Below are 20,452 nucleotides of genomic sequence, written 5' to 3' on the forward strand. Positions count from 1 at the left end.
TCAGGCACTGGCATCGTGCTGGGCGACGATCGCGCGCACCACCGACTGCATCAGCATCTGCCGCTCGTTGATCGGCCGCGGCGTGTCGCCGATCATCACCGCCAGCGCATAGGAGCGGCCATCGGGCGCGGTGAGGATGCCGACATCGTTATAGCCCGCCGTCCGGCCGAACAGATCCTGGCCGGTGCCGGTCTTGTGACCGAACTTCCAGCCCGGCGGCACCGCGCCGCGCAGCCGGTATTTGCCGGTGTGCGAGCTCTGCATCGTCGTGATCAGCCACTGGGTGGAAGCAGGCGACAGCAGATCGCCGCGCTTCAGCCGCGCCAGTGCGCCGGCAATCGCCAGCGGCGCCGCGCCATCGGGCGGATCGGCGACGTAGGAATCGAACGCCGCCACGCGGGTCGCGCGCGGCAGTTTGGCGCGGGCGACGGCGAAGGTGTTGCCCATCGAATATTCGGGCTTCCACGCCGGCAGACCCGAGGTGCCCAGCTGCAACAGCTTCTCGCCCGGTCCGAAGCGGATCGAGCCCAGCGCATTGCGGGCAATGAACGAACGCACCGCCGAAGGCCCGCCGACCAGCCGCAACAGCTTGTCGTTGCAGGTATTGTCGCTCATCGTCAGCGCGCGGTGCATGATCTCGCCGACGGTGCTGTGATAGCCCTGATCGCCCTTCACCAGCGACGCGACCGGCTGGTGGAACAGCGTGAAGTCCGATTTGGTGATGACCAGCGGATCGCTGAGGCGGATGTGTCCCTGATCGACCTGATCGAGTACCGTCATCGCCACCCACAGCTTGCTCACGCTCTGCTGCGGAAGCTTGCGCGCACCATTTTCCGATGCGGTCCAGCCGCCTTCGATGCTGGTGACGGCAATGCCTACGACACCGTGGAAGTTGCGGGTGATACCGTTCAGCGCCTGCACCAGCACGGCGGGTGGCGGCACTTGCGGCTTGGGGGCAGCCTGCGCCGCCGGAATCGGCATCAGCACGCGGTAATTGGGAGCGGGCAGATAGGCGGCGAGCTGCGGATTTTCGTGCACCGCACAACCGAGCAGCAGCGCCGGACCCAGCCCGGCAACGGTGAACGCCCGCTCGACCTTGGAAAAACGGATTTTACGCACGCGAACTCAGCCTCTTGCCCCGGACCCCATAATGGTCGCTGGGCGCCATGTGGCAAAGTATCATCAAAGCCCGATGCGACGAAGCGATTCGCCTTAGCGACGAACCGTGGCAACCCCTCACGGCACCAACACCGTGTCCACCGCCTCGGCCAGCGTCTCCGGATAGTCGAGCGTATAGTGCAGCCCGCGGCTTTCCTTGCGGTGCAGCGCAGAGCGGACGATCAGGTCCGCGCTTTCGAGCAGGTTGCGCAGCTCGATCAGGTCGGGCGTGACGCGGAAATGGCCGTAATAGTCGGCCACTTCCTCGCGCAGCAGCTTGATGCGGTGCGCGGCGCGCTCCAGCCGCTTGGTCGTGCGCACGATGCCGACATAGTTCCACATGAAGCGCCGGATCTCGGTCCAGTTCTGCTTGATGACGACTTCCTCGTCGGAATCGGCGACCCGGCTCTCGTCCCAGGGGCGAATCGCCGGCGGCGGGGCAAGGTCGCCCCAGTTTGCCGCGATGTGATTCGCCACGGCCTCGCCGAACACGAAGCATTCGAGCAGCGAGTTGGACGCCAGGCGATTGGCGCCGTGCAGCCCCGACTGGCTTACCTCGCCCGCCGCATAGAGGCCGGGCAGGTCTGTGCGCCCGTCGCGATCGATCACCACGCCGCCACAGGTATAATGCTGCGCCGGCACCACCGGGATCGGCTCCTTCGTCATGTCGATGTCGAGGTCGAGCAGCCGGTGGTAGATGGTCGGGAAATGGTGCTGGACGAATTCCGCGCCCATGTGACTGATGTCGAGATGGACATAATCGAGGCCGAGCCGCTTGATCTCATGGTCGATCGCCCGGGCGACGATGTCGCGCGGCGCCAGTTCCAGCCGCGCGTCGAAATCGGGCATGAAGCGGTGGCCGGCCTCCTCGCCGGCATCGGGCGGCAGCAGCAGATGCCCGCCTTCGCCGCGCACCGCCTCGGTAATCAGGAAGTTCTTGACGTCGAGATTGTAAAGGCAGGTCGGGTGGAACTGCATCATCTCCATGTTCGAGATGCGGCAGCCCGCGCGCCACGCCATCGCGATCCCGTCCCCCGTCGCGCCGCGCGGGGCGGTGGAGAACAGGTAGGTCCGCCCCGCCCCGCCGGTCGCCAGCACGGTCGCGCGGGCGGTGAACAGCTCGACCCGGTTGGTCCGGCGGTTGAAGGCATAGACGCCCCAGACATTCCCCGCGCCCGAATAGCGCAGTTCATGCCGGCTGGTGGCGAGGTCGATCACCACCATGTCAGGCACCAAAGTGATGTTCGGATGCGCCTGCGCGGCGCGGAGCAGCGCGGTCTGCACGGCTAGCCCGGTTGCATCGTCGACATGCGCGATGCGCCGGTGACTGTGCCCGCCCTCGCGGGTGAGGTGCAGCGCATTGCCCTCGGTATTGAACGGCACGCCGAGCTGGACCAGCCGCTCGATCGCGGCGGGGGCGTTCTCGACCACCATCTCCACGGTCGCGCGGTCGTTGAGGCCGGCGCCGGCGACCATCGTGTCCTCGATATGGCTTTCGAAAGTGTCGCCCTCTTCCAGCACCGCGGCGATGCCGCCCTGCGCCCAGGCGGTCGAGCCCTCGGCAAAGCCGCCCTTGGCCAGCACCGTCACCTTGAACCGGTCCGCCAGATGGAGCGCAGTGGTGAGCCCCGCCGCGCCCGAGCCGAGGACAAGGATATCGCTGCGATGATCGGTATCGGGCAAGGCACACTCCTTCGCCGCGCTTTAAGCGCGCATGCCGCCGGTTTCGCAATCCCCTGCCTTGGTCCATAGTCGCGGCAGGAGAGGAGACGCGGATGCGGTGGGCATGGTTGATCGGGCTGGCGGCGCTGTTCGGCAGCGGCACGGCACAGGCGGCGCGGTGCGCGCTGGGTGCGCCGGGGACGACGGTTCCCGTCGCCATCGAAGGCACCGGTCGGTCGATGCTGGTGCATGTTCCCGCCGAGCGCAGTGCGGCACGGTTGCCGCTGGTGTTCGTGTTCCATGGCAGCACCGGCACCGCCAAAGCGATCCTCGCCCAGTCGAAGCTGGAGGCGACGGCGGACCGCCACGGCTTCCTGCTTGCGGCGCCGGATGGCGGCATTCCCGCCGCCACGGGCTTTGTCTGGAACATCCCCGGCGTGCCGACCGTGACCGGCAAGATTCCCGGTCCGGGCGATGCCGACGATGTCGCCTTTGTGAAAACCGCGATCGACCAGCTGGCGGCCAAGGGCTGCGTCGATCGGACCCGGGTGTATGCCACCGGCTATTCGGGCGGCGGGCGGCTGACGTCATGGCTCGGCTGCGTCGCGGCGGACCGCTTTGCCGCGATTGCGCCGGTGGTCGGCCTGCGCGCGGGCAACCCGCTGGCCGGCAATCCGCGCGTGCCCGATCCGGCAACCTGCGCGGCCTCACGCCCGATGCCGGTGCTGGCCTTCGCGGGCGATGCCGACACTACCAACCCGATCCAGGGCGGCGGCGCGGGATATTGGCAGTACACCATGCACACCGCGCTGGCGCGCTGGGCCGATCTGAACGGGTGTCGCGCCGGGCCGGTCGAGCGCGAGGTTTCGGCGGAGGTGACGGAAGAACGCTTCAGCCGCTGCGCGGGCGGTGCGGACGTGGCCGGTCGCGTGAAGCACGGCGCGGGCCATGTGTGGGTGGCGGACAATGAGGCGATGTGGGCGTTCTTCGCGCAGCACCGGCGGTGAGCAGGCTCGACGTTCAGCGGGACGCCGAGCCGCACCTCGTTGCGGATATCTGGCTGTACGAAACCGCGGATGGCGGGAGGGCTGGCCCGGCCCTCCCGGGCTTCGGGTGCCTCCTGATCGCATCAAAGGAGCAGCCGATATCCGGATGGGATTCGCTTCTCCTGCTGCGCGACCAACCGCTACATCCGGGCAAACAGCGACGGATCGGCTTTACATTCCTCAACCCTGAGCAGGCGGTGCCGGCGCTTGCGGGGGCTGGACATTTCTACCTCTGGGATGGGCGCATCATCGGCGAAGGCTCAATAGCTGCAGTCGATTGAGCCCTACGCCGCCCGCGTCAGGTTCAGGAACACATCCTCCAGATCCGCCTCGCGGGTCGACACGTCGACAATCCCCAGCCCCGCCGCCTGCACCGCGCCCAGCACTTCGCCGGCATTCGCCTGGTCCTTGCGGTAGGTGATCACCAGCACCCGCTCGCCCTTCAGCTCCACCTTCTGGAAGCACGCATTTTCCGGCGCGGAGGCGATGTCGCGGTCCACCGTCACCTCGACCACCTTTTCCTGCGCCATGCCGACCAGTTCGCGCGTCGGCTTGTTGGCGATCAGTTGGCCGTGGTTGATGATGGCGATCCGGTCGCACAGCTCCTCGGCCTCTTCGAGATAGTGCGTCGTAAGCACCACCGTCACGCCGCGCTGGTTGAGCTGCTTTACATAGGCCCAGAGCTGCTGACGCAGTTCCACGTCCACGCCCGCGGTCGGCTCGTCGAGCACGATGATCGGCGGCGAATGGACCATTGCTTTGGCGACCATCAGCCGCCGCTTCATGCCGCCCGAAAGCGTGCGCGAATAGGCGTTCGCCTTGTCTTCCAGATGCACTGCGCGGAGCAACGCCATCGCGTCGAACCGCACCTTGTCCACCCCGTACAGCCCGGCCTGGATCTCCAGCGTCTCCTTGGGCGTGAAGAAGGGATCGAACAGGATTTCCTGGTTGACGATGCCGATGCTCGCCTTGGCGTTGCGCGGGTGCGCATCGATGTCGAAACCCCAGATCGAGACCTTGCCGTCGGTCTTGTTGACCAGCCCAGCCAGGATGTTGATCAGCGTCGACTTGCCGGCGCCATTGGGGCCGAGCAGTCCGAATATCTGCCCGCGCGGCACCTCGAAGCTCACGCCGTCCAGCGCGCGCTTGCCGCCCGCATAGGTCTTGCACAGAGTATCGATCGCGATCGCTGCCTGGGTCATGGCCCATGGCCATAAGACCGTGCGCATCCGATTGCGAGCCCCCGCGCGCTTTGCTAGGGGCTGATGTCATGATTGCGCCGCCCGAAGTGATCCGCACCGCCCATTCCCGCGTCGCCTGCGACGGCACCGGCGAAGGTCTGCCCGCCGCGCTGGGCCATCCGCGCGTATTCCTGCAGATCGACGAGACCGGATATGTCGATTGCGGCTATTGCGACCGCCGTTTCGTGCTGATCGGCGGACCCGCAGACGGCGCCGACCAGAGCCAGCTGCCCGATCATCCGGCAGGCGCCAGCCTCTGAGAGACTGAGCGTATTGGGCAAGTGCCCAATGCCTGCTGCTAAGTAATTCGCACAAGGTGAATCTTCGGAGGCCATCCCGAAGCATTCGCTAACCGCCGCTGCCTAGCTTGCGCGCGGACGCAGTGTCGCGTCCCGATCATGAGCAGGAGAAGGGGTATGGCAGTGCCACCGCCCGACGCCGCGTGCTGGCAACGCCTTGCCAGCGGCGGTCTATCGCGCATTCGCACCGACAATATGGGCATCCAGATGATGGCCAAGCGGTTCGAGCGCAGCAACGAACCCCTCAGCGCCAAGGCGCAGGAACTCCACTTCTTTTTTTCCAAATGGGAAGGAGGGCTGAAGAATGAAATCGCTCAATTCGCCGGGCTTTGACGCCACGATGCGCAACCAGCTCCTCTCAGTAGAAGATGCGGCCCAACTGATCCGCGCGGGCGCTGTCCTGGCCGTGGCCGGCCGGCCCGCAGCCCTCGCCGCGCTGCCGCACGGCGCATGGATCGGCGGCAGCACGCCCTATTTCATGACCGAGACAGGCGGCGTCGTGGTCGGGGACGACCAGGTGTTCGTATCCGACTTCTCGGCCTTTCCGCAGGCGGAAGTCGCCTGTTTCGATGTCGATTCGCTCGAAGCGATTTCGGGTACCGCGCCCGATCACGGCTTTGCCGTCGCCATCCTGCCGGCCGATTCGGCCTGTCACCAGCGCTTCGCGCTCGAAGCCGGCGACTATCCCCAGGCTTTCCTGAAGCCGACCGTGGGGTGGATCGCCGGCTATGACCTGAGCGATCCGAACGGGTTCGCCGTCGTCGTCGACGGGCGCACCGGCAAGGTGCATCGCGACCGGGCGGTGGTGCTCCATGTCACGCTGCCGGAAGCGGCATTGCTGGCGATCGAGATCGTCAACCTGTTCGCGCCCGATGGCGGCGACCTGCTGCACTTCGATGCGATCACCAGCCACCCGACGCGCTGCACCGTCAATGGCGAGAGCGTCGACTTCGCGGACTATCTGCGCAGCCACGGGCTGGACGAAGGCAAGCTGCCGCTGGTCGGCGATTTTGCCGGTGCGCATCTGAACGTATCGATCCGCAGCGTCGAAGCGGACGGCGTGACGCTCTATGCCCCGGTGTTCCCGGGCGTCGACTATCACTTTGCCCGCCCGGTCGAGGATTACGCCGGCAGCTTCCGCGACGCGCTGGCGGCCAAGCCGGGCGAGAACACGGTGTGGTCGTGCAACTGCATCCTCAACTTCCTGTTCGGCCAGCTCGAGGGCAAGGCGATCGGCGGGGTCGGCGGGCCGATCACCTTCGGCGAAATCGCATATCAGCTGCTCAACCAGACGCTGGTCCGCGTCCGCATATCCTGAGCCGGGAACGCGCGGCCCCTTAGACAAGGGGGCCGCGCGTCCTATATGGATTACATGTTCAGTCCCACCGACCCCCGCGCCTTTCTCTATCGCGACCAGCTCGATCCCGATGCGGCCATTCGCCTGACTGCCGACGCACTGGCCCAGGCCGAGGACGGCGAACTCTATCTGCAATATCGCAAGTCCGAAGCGTTCGGATTCGATGACGGCCGGCTGAAGACCGCGTCATTCGATACCCAGTCCGGCTTCGGCCTGCGCGCCGTGTCGGGGGAAACGACCGCGTTCGCCCATGCCAACGAGATCAGCGCCGCCGCCATTCGCCGCGCCGCCGAAACCATGGCGCTGATCGATCCGGCCCGCCAAGGCAAGGCGCCGCCGCCCCAGGGCAATAATCGCCACCTGTATACCGATGCCGACCCGCTCGATCTGGTGCCGTTCGCCGACAAGGTGAATCTCTGCCAGACGATCGACGCCGCGGCCCGCGACCGCGATCCGCGGGTGAAGCAGGTGTCGGTCAGCCTGACAGGCCAGTGGAGCGTGGTCGAAGTGGTGCGGCCCGACGGCTTCGTCGCCACCGATGTGCGTCCGCTGGTGCGCCTCAATGTCTCGATCGTGGTTGAAAAGAATGGCCGGCGCGAGACCGGGAGCTTCGGCACCGGCGGCCGCGTGGTCTATGACCGGCTGTTCCAGCCCGAGACTTGGAACCGCGCGATCGACGAGGCGCTGGCGCAGGCGCTGGTGAATCTCGACGCAGTCGCAGCCCCGGCGGGTGACATGACCGTGCTGTGCGGCCCCGGCTGGCCGGGCGTGCTGCTCCACGAGGCAGTGGGCCACGGCCTGGAGGGCGATTTCAACCGCAAGGGCACCAGCGCCTTTTCCGGCCGGATCGGCGAGCGCGTCGCCGCGCCGGGCGTGACGGTGGTCGACGACGGCTCGATCCACGACCGCCGCGGCTCGCTTTCGATCGACGACGAAGGCACACCGACCCGCGAGACGGTGCTGATCGAGGACGGCATTCTCAAGGGCTATATGCAGGACCGGCTGAACGCCCGGCTGATGGGCGTCGAGCCGACCGGCAATGGCCGCCGCGAATCGTTCCGGCACGCGCCGATGCCGCGCATGACCAACACCTTCATGCGCGGGGGCAAGGACGATCCAGCCGAGCTGCTGTCGCGCGTGAAGAGGGGCATCTACGCCAAGAGCTTCGGCGGCGGGCAGGTCGATATCGTCTCGGGCAAGTTCGTCTTTTCCTGCACCGAGGCGTACAGGATCGAAAACGGCAAGCTTGGCGCGCCGATCAAGGGCGCCACGCTGATCGGCGACGGGCCGACCGTGCTCCACAAGGTCACCGGCATCGGCAACGACTTCGCGCTCGACGAAGGCATCGGCATGTGCGGCAAGGGCGGCCAGTCGGTCCCCGCCGGCGTGGGCCAGCCGACGCTGCTGGTCGAAGGGCTGACGGTAGGCGGGACGGCGGCGTAAGCCGTCAGTTGCCCGTCAGCAGCATGTCGAACGCAGCAATGATATCGAACCGATGGGTTTCGAGCGATGCAACTGTAGGGCCGAGATCCTTGGCCCAGACGGTCGCAGCATACTGCGTCACCATCGCGCAACGCACACCGGCAATGTCGAACACCGGGTTCAAGCGAGCGCGCAGGGCGGGCGCCCGATCGAGCGGCACCAGGGGCGCGACCATGCGGGTGGAGAGATGCCCCAGCACCTCGGCCTGACAGTTGAGCAGCAACGCGCCGTCTTTGGCGCGATGCACGTCGTACTGCGGCATCAGAACATGCGATAGCGTTCGAGTGGAAGGCCGTTTTCTTCCACCCATTTATTGGAAGCTTCCGCCCACTCCCGATTTTCTTCCTGCCAGCGCCGGTCCTGCTCGGCCTTGGTTGCCGCGCGGATCGCTGCCTCGCAGACCTGCGACAGGTTTAGCCCGGCCTCGCGCGCAGCGGCCACCACGCCCGTATCGAGCGACAGGTTCACTGCCTTGCGCTTGCCGGATGCGACGGGATCATGCTTCATGCGGACAAGCTATGCGCATGGTCCATGCGCGTCAACGCAAGGAGGCGCCGCTATGGCCCTTGTCGAACTCGGCCGGTTCAACCGGCAGGAAGCCTTTATCGTCCAGGGGCGACTGGAAGAGGTAGGCATCCCCAGCTTCGTGTTCGACGCCGGCGCCAGCATCGCCGATGGCAGCTATCTACTGATTCCCGTGCGCGTGATGGTCGATGACGACGACATCGCCGCCGCCCGCGCGATCGTGGACCAACCGGCCTGACCGCGCCGACACGCGCCGCGGGTTAGCAAGCCGGCGCAGCGGCACCCGCATTGGCTCGACAGCTGCCACGCCACGCGTCTAGGGACGGGCGATGTCGGGTGATCCGCTCCACCATCTCCGCCGGGTCTTCGGCTATGACGCGTTTCGCGGCGTCCAGGCGTCGGTGGTCGACCGGGTACTGGCGGGCAAGCGCACGCTGGCGGTAATGCCCACCGGCGCCGGCAAATCGCTGACCTATCAACTCCCCGCCGTGATGCTGGAGGGCACCTGCGTCGTCGTCAGCCCGCTGATCGCGCTGATGCACGACCAGCTGCGCGCAGCCGAGGCGGTGGGCATCCGCGCCGCCACGCTCACCAGCGTCGACGACAATCGCGCCGAGACGATCGAGCGCTTCCGCGCCGGCGCGCTCGACCTGCTCTATATCGCGCCCGAGCGCGCCTCGGGCGAGGGCTTCCGTAACCTGCTGACCCAGGCGAAGCTCAGCCTGTTCGCGATCGACGAGGCGCATTGCGTATCCGAATGGGGGCATGATTTCCGCCCCGACTACCGGCTGCTGCGCCCGCTGCTCGATCGCTTTCCGAAGGTGCCGCGCCTCGCGCTCACCGCCACCGCCGACGCGCATACCCGTGCCGACATTCTCGACCAGCTCGGCATTCCCGAGGAAGGGCTGATCGTCGCCGGGTTCGACCGGCCCAATATCCGCTACACCATCGCCCCGCGCGAGAACACGACGCGGCAGATCATCGACGTGGTGGCGGATAATCCCGGCCCCGGCATCGTCTATGCCCAGACGCGAAAAGGGGTGGAGCAGCTCGCCGAGAAGCTGGCGGCGGAAACCGGCCGGCCGGTGCTCCCCTATCATGCCGGGCTCGATCCCGAGGTGCGGCGGCGCAACCAGGCGGCGTTCGTCGCCAGCGAGGACATGGTGGTGGTCGCCACCGTCGCGTTCGGCATGGGCATCGACAAGCCCGATGTCCGCTTCGTCGCCCATGCCGGCCTGCCGAAATCGATCGAGGCCTATTATCAGGAAACCGGCCGCGCCGGCCGCGATGGCGATCCCTCGGTCGCGCATCTCTTCTGGGGCGCCGACGATTTCGCCCGCGCCCGCCAGCGGATCGGCGAAGTGGAGCCCGCCCGCCAGCCCGGCGAACGCGCCCGCCTCACCGCGCTGGGCGCGCTGGTCGAGACGGCCGGCTGCCGCCGCCGCATCCTGCTCCGGCATTTCGGCGAGGATGCGCCCGAGGCCTGCGGCAATTGCGACAATTGCCTCCGTCCCCCCGCCGCGATCGACGCCAGCGTTACCGCGCAGAAATTTCTTTCCGCCGTGTTCCGCACCGGCATGCTCTACGGCGTCGGCTATATCGAGGGCATCCTCACCGGCGTGTCGAGCGAGCGCAGCCTGATGAACGGACACGAGAAACTGTCGGTGTTCGGCATCGTCAGCGGCGACGAAGTGGCACTGCTCAAGCCCGTGGCCCGCGCGCTGCTGCTGCGCGACGCGCTGCGCACCAACGAGCATGGCGGGCTGGAATTCGGCCCGGAGGCGCGGCCGATCCTGAAGGGCGAGGCGAAGCTGGAGCTTGTCCTCTCGCCCCGCCGCGAACGGCGACGCAAGGGCGCAAAAGGATCGGTCCCCAACCCGGTCGGCAACCCGCTGTTCGAGGCACTGCGCGCGAAGCGGCGCGAGATCGCGCAGGAAACCGGGCTGCCGCCCTATGTCATCTTCCACGATTCGGTGCTGCGCGACATGGCAGCTGCCCGGCCCGATTCGCTGGCGGCGCTGGGCGAGCTGCCCGGCATCGGCGCGCGCAAGCTGGAGGCGTACGGCGCCGATTTCCTGGCGGTGATCCGGCAGTTTTGAGGGCCACAGGGTCGTGACCTGCACCACCCCTCCCTGTAAGGGAGGGGCAAGGGGTGGGTGCGCGCGTCTGCGCGCCCAAGAGACTCACCCCCGAAAGCCGCGTGCAGCGCATCGAGCGCCGTGCGCGACAAACCCACCCCCGGCCCCTCCCTTTGAGGGAGGGGAGGAAAAGATCAGGAGGAACTGCCATGCCCAACAAGATCGACGACAGCATCTCGGTGGCGCCGCAGATTCAGCCGGAGGACGTGGCCACGCTGGCCGCGGCCGGGTTCGTCCATATCATCAACAACCGCCCCGATGGCGAGGAGCCCGGTCAGCCGAGCGGCACCACCATCGCCGCCGCCGCCGAAGCCGCCGGGCTTGGCTACACGGCGATTCCCGTAACGCCCGGCGGCTTCAACCTGGGCCAGGTGGAAGCGATGCGTGCCGCGCTCGCCGAGGTGGAAGGGCCGGTGTTGGCCTATTGCCGCTCGGGCACGCGCTCGTGCAATCTCTGGGCGCTGGCGGCGGCGCAGGCCGGCGGCGATCCGGCCGAGCTGGTCGAGAAGGGCGCCGGTGCCGGCTATGACCTGTCGGCGATCCGGCCCGCACTTGAGCAACTTTCGGCCGGAAAATGAACCTGTTCGCGCTGATCGGCGGCTCGCTGGCGGCGATACTGGCGCTTGCCGTGACGGCGCGCCTGCTCGGACTGGGGACCGCCCGGCTGGCGACGCCGATGGAGCTTTGCGAACTTGCAGAGGCAACCTTTGCAGACCTGATCGCGCGCCGTAGCTGGCTCGACGCACAGGGACAGGGTGGCTTCGTCCTCGCCGAAGACGGGCGACTGGTGCTGGTCCGCCGCGTCGGCGCCCGCTTCGTGGCGCGGCTGCTGCCCGCGCCCATCGCCCTTCGCAACGATGGCGCTGTGATCCGGGTGCCGCGCACCGAGCGGCTGCTCGGCCCCTGCACGATCACGCTTGAATCGGAAGCCGAAGCGCGCTTACTTACATCGGTGTCAGGAGAGCGCCGCCCGAATGGATAAGCTGCCCGATCCCGTAAACTATGCGATCCCGGCCTTCGTGCTGGCGATCCTTGCGGAAATGATCGTGGCGCGGCTGCGCGACCGCAGCCGCTATTGCCCGCGCGACACGCTGACCTCGATGTTGCTCGGGCTGGGCAGTACCGTGGCGGGCGTCGCCACCGGCGGCATGGTGTTCGCGCTGGCGATGTGGCTGTGGCAATATCGGCTGCTCGATATCGGCTATGCCTGGTATGTCTGGCCGATCGCCTTCGTGCTCGACGATTTCGCCTATTACTGGTTCCACCGCACCGCCCACCGCGTCCGCTGGTTCTGGGCGAGCCATGTCATCCACCATTCGAGCCAGCATTATAACCTGTCGACCGCGCTCAGGCAGACCTGGACCGGCTTTATCAGCCTGGCCTTCCTGTTCCGCCTGCCGCTGTTCCTGATCGGCTTTCCGCCGCCGATGGTGTTCTTCGTCGCCGGGCTCAACCTGATCTACCAGTTCTGGATCCATACCGAGATGGTGGACCGGATGCCGCGCTGGTTCGAAGCGGTGATGAACACGCCGTCGCACCACCGCGTCCACCACGCCACCAACCCGCGCTATCTCGACAGCAACTATGCCGGCGTGTTCATCGTGTGGGATCGCTGGTTCGGCACCTTCGTGCCCGAGCGCGACGACGATCGGCCGCGCTACGGCATCGTCAAGAATCTCGGCAGCTTCAACCTGCTCTGGGCGGCGTTCCACGAATGGGTGGGCATTGCCCGCGACCTGTGGACCGCGCCCGACTGGCGCGCGCGCTGGCACTATGTCGCCGCCCCGCCCGGCTGGAGCCACGACGGCAGCCGCGACACGTCCGAAAGCATAAAAAGACGCTGGCAGGAGAGGGAAGCCACATGGAAGAAGCCGACATCGTCGTCATCGGCGGCGGATCGGGCGGGAGCGCCGTCGCAGGCCGCCTGAGCGAGGATGGTACCACCCGCGTCGCGCTGCTCGAGGCAGGCGGGCGCAACACCGGGCTCAAGACGCTCATGCCGGGCATGATGCCGTTCCAGGGGCCGGCGACCAACTGGGCGTTCGAAACCGTGCCGCAGCCGGGGCTGAACGGCCGCCGCGGCTATCAGCCGCGCGGGCGCGGGCTGGGCGGATCGAGCGCGATCAACGCCATGCTCTACATTCGCGGCCAGCCGCAGGATTATGACGACTGGCAGGCGCTGGGCTGCACCGGCTGGAGCTGGGAAGATGTGTTCCCCTGGTTCAAGGCGATCGAGCACAATAGCCGCGGCGCCGATGCCTGGCACGGCGCCAGCGGCCCGCTCTGGGTGAGCGACCAGTGCGATCCGCACCCCGGCAGCCGCGCCTTTATCGAGGCAGCGGCGGCGCTGCAGATTCCGGTCAATCCTGATTTCAACGGCCCGCGCCAGGAGGGCGCCGGCCTCTATCAGGTGACGCAGAAGGGCGGCGAGCGCTGGACGGCAGGCCGCGCCTATCTGGCGCAGGCGCGCGCGCGGGCGAACCTGAACATCCTGTGCGATACGCTCGCCGAACGCATCCTGTTCGAGGAAGGACGGGCGGTCGGCGTCGTTTATCGCCAGGGTGGGCGATCCCACACGATCCGCGCCCGCCGCGCCGTGGTGCTGGCCGCAGGCGCGTTCCAGACGCCGCAATTGCTGATGCTGTCGGGCATCGGCCCGGCGGCACATCTCCAGTCGCTCGGCATCGACGTGCGGCTCGACCGGCCGGCGGTCGGCGCCGACCTGCAGGACCATGTCGATTATGTCGCGAGCATGGAGACCGACGGCACCCTGTTCCTCGGTCGCTCGGCGGCGGGGTCGCTCAAGTCGCTGGGGTCGCTGGCAAAGTGGCTGTTCACCCGGCGCGGGGTGATGACCTCGCCGTTCGCCGAGGCGGGCGCCTTTCTGCGCACCGATCCCGACAATCCGCGCCCCGACATCCAGCTCCATTTCCTGATCGCGGTGGTCGAGGATCATGGCCGGTCCAAGCTCAAGGCGCACGGCTTCAGCTGCCATGCCTGCCCGCTGCGTCCCGAGAGTCGCGGTAGGGTGCGGCTCGCCTCGGCCGATGTCGGCGACGCGCCGCTGATCGACCCCGCCTATTTCAGCGCACCCGCGGACATGGCGACGCTGAAGCGCGGCGTGCGGGCGATGTACCGGATTCTCGAGACGCCGCCGCTTACCGACTATCGCGGGCGGGATCGCTGGCCGGTCGACCTTGCCGACGATGCTGCGCTGGAAGATCGCATCCGGTCGCGCGCCGACACCATCTATCACCCGGTCGGCACCGCGCGGATGGGCGGGGACGCCGATGCCGTGTGCGATCCCCGGCTGCGGGTGCGCGGGGTGAGCGGCCTCTATATCGCCGACGCTTCGGTGATGCCGCGGCTGATCAGCGGCAATACGAACGCGCCGACGATCATGATCGGCGAGCGCTGCGCATCGTTCCTGCGCGAGGATCTGGGCCTCTCCGCATAAAAAAAGGGCTGGTGGTCGCCCACCAGCCCAGTCGTCCGCAGGAGGAACCCCGGTGGGGCGCCGCGCCAGCAGAGGCCGCGCGACGCCCGAACTTGTCAGTAGTTGTAGGCGCGCTCGCCATGCTCGTTGATGTCGAGCCCTTCGACTTCCACTTCCTTCGAGGGGCGGATGCCGATGGTGTACTTCAGCGCCAGGAACAAAATGGCCGACACGCCGCCCGACCAGAGCAGGGTGACCAGCACCGCTTCGAGCTGGATGAGAAGCTGCGCGCCGATGTCATAGGTGGGCGCAGCGACCGACGGGAACTTGGTGTAGTCGATCACGCCCTGACCGCCGAGCTTAGGATCAGCGACGATCGCCGTGCCGAGCGCACCCAGGATACCGCCGATGCAGTGCACGCCGAACACGTCGAGCGAGTCGTCATACTTCAGCTTGTTCTTCACCGTGGTGACGAAGAAGAAGCAGACCGGCGACACGACCAGACCGAGCACGATCGAGGTCATCGGCGCGGCATAGCCCGAGGCCGGAGTGATCGCGACGAGGCCGGCGACTGCACCGGTCACGCCGCCCAGCAGCGACGGCTTCTTGTGCACGAGCTGCTCGATCACCGCCCAGCTCACCGCCGCGGCGGCGGTGGCGACGAAGGTGTTGATGAAGGCAACCGCCGTCACGCCGTTCGATTCGAGGTTGGAACCGGCGTTGAAGCCGAACCAGCCCACCCACAGCAGCGAGGCGCCGATCATGGTCATGGTCAGCGAGTGCGGCGGCATCGGCTCGCTCTTGAAGCCCACGCGCTTGCCGATCACGAGGCAGCCGACCAGGCCGGCAATGCCCGCATTGATGTGGACGACGGTACCGCCGGCGAAGTCGAGCGCGCCCTTGGCATAGAGGAAACCCGCGTCGTTCGGCGAATCCGGCAGGAAGTCCGGGCCCGCCCAGTACCAGACCATGTGCGCGATCGGGAAATACACAATCGTCATCCACAGGACCATGAAGATCAGCAGCGGGGTGAACTTCACGCGCTCCGCGAACGCGCCGATGATCAGCGCCGGCGTGATGCAGGCAAAGGTCATCTGGAAGCAGACATAGGCGAATTCGGGAATGTAGACGTTGTTCGAGAAAGTCGCCGAATAGGTATTCGCGCTGACCCCGATCAGGAAAGCCTTGGAAAGCCCGCCGAAATAGGGATTTCCGCCGGTAAAGGCGATCGAATAGCCCCAGCAGCACCACACCAGCGACGCCACCGATACGATCATGAACACCTGCATCAGCACCGACAGCATGTTCTTGGTGCGAACGAGGCCGCCATAGAACAGTGCCAGCGCCGGCACCGACATCATCAGCACCAGCGCCGAGGAAACCAGCATCCAGGCGGTGTCGCCCTTGTTGACCATCGTCGCCTGCTGCGCGGCAGTCGGCGCCTTCACCATCGCCGCCTGTGCCCAGGCCGGCATCGCCGCGAAGATCGCGGCCGCGCCGAGCGCGAGCCCGGCGGTCTTCCATCCTTGCTTCATCGATACCCCCTTGCTCACAGCGCCGTCTCGTCGGTTTCGCCGGTGCGGATGCGCACGGCCTGGCCCATGTCGAGGACGAAGATCTTGCCATCGCCGATGGCACCGGTGCTCGCGGCGGCCTGGATCGCCTCGACGGCGCGGTCCGCCAGATCGCCGGCCACGGCGATCTCGATCTTGATCTTGGGCACCATATTGGTGCTGTACTCGGCACCGCGATAGATTTCGGTCTGGCCCTTCTGGCGGCCAAAGCCCTTGACCTCGGTAACGGTCATGCCCGTCACGCCCACTGCAGTCAGTGCTTCGCGCACCTCATCCAGCTTGAACGGTTTTATGATGGCGATGATGAGTTTCATTTCGCCCCCTCTTGGCGGTTGTCCCGGGGAGCTACTCAGCAAAGCGCGTGCCAAGTTCGGAATCGCGTGATTCCGCTGCCTTGCGCGCAATCAAATGTTACGAATAGGTGAATTTTTTGTGCAGATGCGAAACGCTGCCCAAAAAACGGGCAGCCAAAAAAGCAGCAGCCCGGTTACAGCGCACTATTGCAGCGTGGCGCGGTCCTCGCCGTGCCGGCCGAAAAACTGCATCAACTGGACGATCAGATCCGCGCGCGATGCGAGGTCGGGCGCCTCGAGCAGCGCCTGTTTCGATGCCGCGTCGAACGGCGCGATCTGGGCGATGCCGTTGACCAGCGATTCGTCGTCGAGCCGCGTCACCGCTTCCCAGTCGACGGCATAGCCCAGCCCGTCGGCGAACCGCTTCGATTCGATTTCCAGCGAGGCGCGCTCGGCCAGCGCCAGCGTCTCGGGCGATCCGGCCGGCTCCAGCAATGCCTCGACCTGTCGGAACGGCGTGGAGACTTCCAGCTCGCGCACGATGGTAAAGCGCGCCAGCCCTTCCAGCACAATGTCGAACCGCCCGTCGTCCAGCGCCTCGACATCGGCGATCCGGCCGACACAGCCCATCGCGAACAGCCCCGGCGGGTTCTTGTCGTCGCGCGGCTGGACCATGCCGATGCGCCGGTCACGCGCCAGCGCCTCGGACACCATCGCGCGGTAGCGCGGCTCGAAAATGTGCAGCGGCAGGTGCATGCGCGGAAACAGCAGCGCCCCTGCCAGCGGAAACACCGAGAGCCGCGTCGTCCCGCTCATCCGAACAGGATCGCCGACAGCTTGCGCCGCTGCGCCGAAACCCAGGGATCTTCCAGCCCCACCACTTCGAACAGCTTGAGCAGCCGCTGCCGCGCCGCGCCTTCGTTCCAGGCGCGGTCGTCGCGCACCATGGCGAGCAGCGTCTCGGCCGCTGCGTCGCGGTCGCCCGCCGCCATCTGGCCACCGGCCAGTTCATAGCGCGCGTCCATGTCCTCGGGATTGGCCGCCGCACGCGCCGCCAGCGCCGCAAGATCGTCGACCGGCTGCGCCTCGCGCGCCAGGCTCAGCGCGGCGCGGGCGCGCTCGACTTCGGGCGCCTTGGCGGCATCGCCGGTGATCGCGTCGAGTTCCGCCTGGGCATCGTCATGCCGGCCAAGCGCAGTCAGCGCGCGGACCCGGCCCGCCGCCACGGCTGCATGATCGGGCGCCATGTCCGCCAGCTGGTCGAAGATCGAGAGCGCGCGCTGCGCATCGCCATCGGCCATCACCTGCTCGCCCATCGCGATCAGCGGCTCCAGTTCGGCCTCGACGCTCGCATCCTCGCCCTGCACGGGCAGCTGGCGCAGAATCTGGTCGAGCATGGTGCGTAGCTGCGATTCGGTGCGCGCGCTGGTCAGGTCGGCGACCAGCTGGCCCTGGAACATTGCATAGACGGTGGGGATCGAACGCACCTGGAACTGGGCGGCGATGAACTTGTTGGCATCGACATCGATCTTGGCGAGCTTCACGCCCTTGCCGGCATATTCGGCGGACACCTTTTCCAGCACCGGCCCCAGTGCCTTGCACGGGCCGCACCATTCCGCCCAGAAATCGATGATGACGAGCTGCGTCATCGACGGCTCGACGATGTCGCGGCGGAATGCCTCTACGGCTTCCTTTTCGGCGGGGCTCATTCCAAGCGTGGCCAAGGGCTGCTCCTGCTATCCTGTTGCAACGCGCGGGCACCGCGCGGATGGTTTGCGCCTATTTGGGCGTTCCCGCGCCCAGCGCCAAGCCTTTTAAGAAAGTTGCGCGAAGGGGCTTGCGCACCCCGGAGGGCGCTGCTAGTGGGCGCGCCTCACCCGCCGGAAGCGCTGCTTCGCTACCGGCCATAGCGCCAGAGCGGGCGTAGCTCAGGGGTAGAGCACAACCTTGCCAAGGTTGGGGTCGAGGGTTCGAATCCCTTCGCCCGCTCCAGCGGTCGCAGCAGGCGTCCGCCGCGTATACCACTCCTTCCGCATCAACACCGGGCTTCCCGCCGCCGCGTCGCGTGCTACAGGCGCGCGATCCAGCCGGGAGTTGCCCCTTTGCGTATCATCCTGCTTGCCGCCGCATTCTGCCTTGTTCCGTCGCTCGCCGCCGCCCAGTCGCAGCCGGCCCCCAGCGTGTGGCGCAATCCGTCGGACAGCGTGCATGTCCGCGCCGCGCCCTGCGGCAGCGACAGCATGTGCGCCACGGTGATCTGGGCGAGCGACAAGGCCAAGGCCGATGCCCGGCGCGGCGGCACCGATCCGCTGATCGGCGCGCAGCTCTTCCAGAATTTCAAGATCGTCCACGCCGGCCTGTGGAAAGGCACGGTGTTCGTGCCCGACATCAACCAGCGCTTTTCGGGTACGGTGACGGTGGTCGATGCCAACACCATCGTCGGCAAGGGCTGTGCGCTGCTGGGCGCCGTCTGCAAGTCGCAGACCTGGACGCGGGTGAAGGAGTAGCGCCCCCTATCAGGGCATCAGCCGCTTGCGCCCCTGCGACAGATGCCAGCGCATCGCCAGCGCGGCGCCGTCGGCATCCTGGGCGCGGATCGCCTCGACGATGGTGGCATGTTCGCGCACCATCGCCGCGATCGGCTCGGGCTCGCGCGTGCGGGCAATATCGACTCCGGCACGCATGATCCGCATTGTCTCTTCGTGCAGATGCTCGAACGCCTTTTCGAAGGCGGGGTTGGCGGTGGCGTGGAAGATAGCACGGTGCAGCCGCCAGTCCTCGTCATGCGCCGGGCCGCTGGAGAGCAGCGCGGTGCGAAGATCGGCCATCGCCGCCTCGATGGCCTCCATCTGCTCGGGCGAACGCCGGATCGCTGCCAGCCGCGCCGCCTCTGCCTCCAGCACGAAGCGCACTTCATAGGTGCCGAGCGTCGCCGACAATTCGGTCATCGGCATGTGCGCGCCCAGCCGCAGCGAGGGGCGACGCATCACATACGAGCCGGCGCCGCGACGCGATTCGGTAATGCCGTCGGCCGCCAGCCGCACCAGCGCCTCGCGTACCACCGTGCGCGACATGCCGAACGTCTCGGCCAGCCGCGATTCCGACGGCAACCGGTCGCCCACCCCCAGCCCGTCGGCAAGGATGATTTCGACGATGCGCGAATAGGCGCGGTCGGCCAGGCGCTGGTCTGGAACGGAACAAAGGTTTCGCGACATGGACCGGCACGATACTCAGGCGCTGCGAAATGGCGAGTCGCCGTTGGTCGTAGTTGCGGCGCCCGATATTCCCATATCGAGAAGGAGAGGCCGAGTGGCGGAGAACAGCGGACCGATTCGGGTCGGCATCGGCGGATGGACGTTCGAGCCGTGGCGCGGCACCTTCTATCCGCCCGGGCTGGCGCAGAAGCGCGAGCTGGAATTTGCCGCGCGCGCGCTGACCGCGATCGAGATCAACGGCACCTATTATTCCACCTTCAAGCCCGCCAGCTTCGCCGGCTGGGCGGCGGCGGCGCCCGAGGGGTTCGTCTTCACGGTCAAGGGCTCGCGCTTCGTCACCAACCGCAAGGTGCTGGCAGAGGCTGGGGAATCGATCGCCCGCTTCTGCGGCCAGGGGCTGGTCGAACTGGGGGACCGGCTGGGGCCGATCTTCTGGCAGTTCATGGCGACCAAAAAGTTCGACGCGGACGATTTCGGCGCCTTTCTTGCGCTGTTGCCGCGTAGCCAGGATGGCGTGAAGCTGCGTCATGCGGTGCAGGTGCGGCACGAAAGCTTCCATAATCCCGAGTTCGTCGCGCTCTGCCGCGCTGCCGGGGTGGCGATCGTCTTTGCCGATTCGCCGCAATATCCGGCGATCGCCGATGTCAGCGGCGACTTTGTCTATGCCCGGCTCGAGGCGGGCGAGGACGACAATCCGCTTTGCTATCCCGAAGCCGACTTCCCCCGCTGGACGCAGGCTGCGCAATGCTGGGCACGCGGCGGTCAGCCGGAAGGGTTGCCCTGTTTCGCGGCCGAACCCGCCCCGGTGCAGCCGCGCGAGACCTTCCTCTTCTTCATCCATGGCGGCAAGGTCCGCGCGCCGGCGGGGGCGCAGGAATTGATCCGGCGGCTAGACTGAGCGCGAACCTTTGGCGGCGCGGGGGCGTTGGTCAGGGTGCAAGCAAGGAGCGCCGCATGACCCAGGATCCCGAAAAGCAGCCGCAGCAGGACGACGAAGAAGAAGCGATGGAAGAGGCCCAGGAAGAC

24 protein-coding genes and 1 tRNA gene are annotated in these 20,452 nt (G+C 67.0%); 15 read left to right on the plus strand and 10 right to left on the minus strand.

Going from position 1 to position 20,452, the window contains the following annotated elements; translation table 11 throughout:
- Positions 1–1,110, minus strand: a complete 1,110-nt coding sequence (locus tag ACT53M_RS09845) for a serine hydrolase (RefSeq protein WP_476233240.1) — start codon at positions 1,108–1,110, stop codon at positions 1–3.
- A 126-nt stretch (positions 1,111–1,236) separates the two neighbouring features.
- Positions 1,237–2,841 carry an L-aspartate oxidase gene (gene nadB / locus ACT53M_RS09850; protein WP_476233028.1) on the minus strand — a complete coding sequence of 535 codons (1,605 nt, stop codon included), beginning with the start codon at positions 2,839–2,841 and terminating at the stop codon, positions 1,237–1,239.
- A 92-nt stretch (positions 2,842–2,933) separates the two neighbouring features.
- Between nadB and ACT53M_RS09855 the strand changes: the two genes are divergently transcribed.
- Entirely contained in the window at positions 2,934–3,827 is an 894-nt protein-coding gene (locus tag ACT53M_RS09855; RefSeq protein ID WP_476233030.1) for a CE1 family esterase, read from the plus strand.
- Positions 3,824–4,147 (plus strand): hypothetical protein, encoded by a 324-nt coding sequence (locus tag ACT53M_RS09860; RefSeq protein WP_476233031.1) that lies wholly within the window; start codon positions 3,824–3,826, stop codon positions 4,145–4,147. The genes ACT53M_RS09855 and ACT53M_RS09860 overlap by 4 nt, the downstream gene beginning before the upstream one ends.
- A 3-nt stretch (positions 4,148–4,150) precedes the next feature.
- Here the strand turns inward: ACT53M_RS09860 and ACT53M_RS09865 are convergent, their stop codons facing one another.
- Entirely contained in the window at positions 4,151–5,068 is a 918-nt protein-coding gene (locus ACT53M_RS09865; protein WP_476233033.1) for an ABC transporter ATP-binding protein, read from the minus strand.
- A gap of 68 nt (positions 5,069–5,136) precedes the next feature.
- Here ACT53M_RS09865 and ACT53M_RS09870 point away from each other — a divergent pair, with 68 nt between their 5' ends.
- The 4 genes from ACT53M_RS09870 to tldD all read left to right on the plus strand — a co-directional run bounded on the left by ACT53M_RS09870 (position 5,137) and on the right by tldD (position 8,206).
- Positions 5,137–5,367 carry a zinc-finger domain-containing protein gene (locus ACT53M_RS09870; RefSeq protein ID WP_476229389.1) on the plus strand — a complete coding sequence of 77 codons (231 nt, stop codon included), beginning with the start codon at positions 5,137–5,139 and terminating at the stop codon, positions 5,365–5,367.
- Positions 5,368–5,523: 156 nt separating this feature from the next.
- On the plus strand, positions 5,524–5,739 hold the full coding sequence (locus ACT53M_RS09875) for a hypothetical protein (protein WP_476229388.1): 216 nt from the start codon (positions 5,524–5,526) through the stop codon (positions 5,737–5,739).
- On the plus strand, positions 5,711–6,724 hold the full coding sequence (locus ACT53M_RS09880) for a DUF6976 family protein (RefSeq protein ID WP_476233034.1): 1,014 nt from the start codon (positions 5,711–5,713) through the stop codon (positions 6,722–6,724). The genes ACT53M_RS09875 and ACT53M_RS09880 overlap by 29 nt, the downstream gene beginning before the upstream one ends.
- A 54-nt stretch (positions 6,725–6,778) precedes the next feature.
- Entirely contained in the window at positions 6,779–8,206 is a 1,428-nt protein-coding gene (gene tldD, locus ACT53M_RS09885) for a metalloprotease TldD (protein ID WP_476233036.1), read from the plus strand.
- Positions 8,207–8,210: 4 nt separating this feature from the next.
- Here the strand turns inward: tldD and ACT53M_RS09890 are convergent, their stop codons facing one another.
- Together ACT53M_RS09890 and ACT53M_RS09895 are read right to left on the minus strand one after the other, a co-directional pair.
- Positions 8,211–8,507 carry a CcdB family protein gene (locus tag ACT53M_RS09890; protein ID WP_476229385.1) on the minus strand — a complete coding sequence of 99 codons (297 nt, stop codon included), beginning with the start codon at positions 8,505–8,507 and terminating at the stop codon, positions 8,211–8,213.
- A complete protein-coding gene (locus ACT53M_RS09895) occupies positions 8,507–8,752 on the minus strand; it encodes a type II toxin-antitoxin system CcdA family antitoxin (protein WP_476233038.1) in 246 nt (81 codons plus the stop codon). Before ACT53M_RS09895 ends, ACT53M_RS09890 begins: the two co-directional genes overlap by 1 nt.
- Before the next feature lie 52 nt (positions 8,753–8,804).
- On the opposite strand from ACT53M_RS09895, the gene ACT53M_RS09900 reads away from it, so the two are divergent.
- The 6 genes from ACT53M_RS09900 (at position 8,805) to ACT53M_RS09925 (ending at position 14,365) form a co-directional block, all read left to right on the plus strand.
- The gene (locus ACT53M_RS09900; protein WP_476233040.1) at positions 8,805–9,008 is read left to right on the plus strand and encodes a putative signal transducing protein; all 204 of its coding nucleotides are present in this window, start codon (positions 8,805–8,807) and stop codon (positions 9,006–9,008) included.
- Positions 9,009–9,099: 91 nt separating this feature from the next.
- A complete protein-coding gene (gene recQ / locus ACT53M_RS09905; protein WP_476233041.1) occupies positions 9,100–10,869 on the plus strand; it encodes a DNA helicase RecQ in 1,770 nt (589 codons plus the stop codon).
- A 188-nt stretch (positions 10,870–11,057) separates the two neighbouring features.
- Positions 11,058–11,486: a protein tyrosine phosphatase family protein gene (locus ACT53M_RS09910; protein ID WP_476233043.1), complete on the plus strand. Its 429-nt coding sequence runs from the start codon at positions 11,058–11,060 to the stop codon at positions 11,484–11,486.
- Entirely contained in the window at positions 11,483–11,890 is a 408-nt protein-coding gene (locus ACT53M_RS09915) for a hypothetical protein (RefSeq protein WP_476233045.1), read from the plus strand. Before ACT53M_RS09910 ends, ACT53M_RS09915 begins: the two co-directional genes overlap by 4 nt.
- On the plus strand, positions 11,883–12,836 hold the full coding sequence (locus tag ACT53M_RS09920; RefSeq protein ID WP_476233046.1) for a sterol desaturase family protein: 954 nt from the start codon (positions 11,883–11,885) through the stop codon (positions 12,834–12,836). Before ACT53M_RS09915 ends, ACT53M_RS09920 begins: the two co-directional genes overlap by 8 nt.
- Positions 12,770–14,365, plus strand: a complete 1,596-nt coding sequence (locus tag ACT53M_RS09925; RefSeq protein ID WP_476233048.1) for a GMC family oxidoreductase — start codon at positions 12,770–12,772, stop codon at positions 14,363–14,365. Before ACT53M_RS09920 ends, ACT53M_RS09925 begins: the two co-directional genes overlap by 67 nt.
- Positions 14,366–14,460: 95 nt before the next feature.
- Here the strand turns inward: ACT53M_RS09925 and ACT53M_RS09930 are convergent, their stop codons facing one another.
- The 4 genes from ACT53M_RS09930 to ACT53M_RS09945 all read right to left on the minus strand — a co-directional run bounded on the left by ACT53M_RS09930 (position 14,461) and on the right by ACT53M_RS09945 (position 17,920).
- Entirely contained in the window at positions 14,461–15,879 is a 1,419-nt protein-coding gene (locus ACT53M_RS09930; protein WP_476233050.1) for an ammonium transporter, read from the minus strand.
- A 14-nt stretch (positions 15,880–15,893) separates the two neighbouring features.
- Positions 15,894–16,232, minus strand: coding sequence for a P-II family nitrogen regulator (locus ACT53M_RS09935; RefSeq protein WP_476229374.1), 339 nt, complete (start codon positions 16,230–16,232; stop codon positions 15,894–15,896).
- A gap of 183 nt (positions 16,233–16,415) precedes the next feature.
- Complete coding sequence (locus tag ACT53M_RS09940; RefSeq protein WP_476233052.1) at positions 16,416–17,027, minus strand: LON peptidase substrate-binding domain-containing protein; 612 nt, start codon at positions 17,025–17,027, stop codon at positions 16,416–16,418.
- The gene (locus ACT53M_RS09945; protein WP_476233243.1) at positions 17,024–17,920 is read right to left on the minus strand and encodes a tetratricopeptide repeat protein; all 897 of its coding nucleotides are present in this window, start codon (positions 17,918–17,920) and stop codon (positions 17,024–17,026) included. Before ACT53M_RS09945 ends, ACT53M_RS09940 begins: the two co-directional genes overlap by 4 nt.
- A gap of 208 nt (positions 17,921–18,128) precedes the next feature.
- On the opposite strand from ACT53M_RS09945, the gene ACT53M_RS09950 reads away from it, so the two are divergent.
- Both ACT53M_RS09950 and ACT53M_RS09955 read left to right on the plus strand, forming a co-directional pair.
- Positions 18,129–18,203 (plus strand) — tRNA-Gly (locus tag ACT53M_RS09950).
- 110 nt (positions 18,204–18,313) lie between these two features.
- Positions 18,314–18,718, plus strand: coding sequence for a DUF2147 domain-containing protein (locus tag ACT53M_RS09955; protein ID WP_476229372.1), 405 nt, complete (start codon positions 18,314–18,316; stop codon positions 18,716–18,718).
- Between the two features lie 9 nt (positions 18,719–18,727).
- Here ACT53M_RS09955 and ACT53M_RS09960 read toward each other — a convergent pair whose 3' ends face one another.
- The gene (locus ACT53M_RS09960; protein WP_476233054.1) at positions 18,728–19,426 is read right to left on the minus strand and encodes a FadR/GntR family transcriptional regulator; all 699 of its coding nucleotides are present in this window, start codon (positions 19,424–19,426) and stop codon (positions 18,728–18,730) included.
- A 94-nt stretch (positions 19,427–19,520) separates the two neighbouring features.
- On the opposite strand from ACT53M_RS09960, the gene ACT53M_RS09965 reads away from it, so the two are divergent.
- Positions 19,521–20,324 carry a DUF72 domain-containing protein gene (locus ACT53M_RS09965; RefSeq protein ID WP_476233056.1) on the plus strand — a complete coding sequence of 268 codons (804 nt, stop codon included), beginning with the start codon at positions 19,521–19,523 and terminating at the stop codon, positions 20,322–20,324.
- Positions 20,325–20,452 lie beyond the last annotated feature (128 nt).

The sequence above is a fragment of the Sphingomonas sp. DMC6 genome (genome assembly GCF_056314225.1).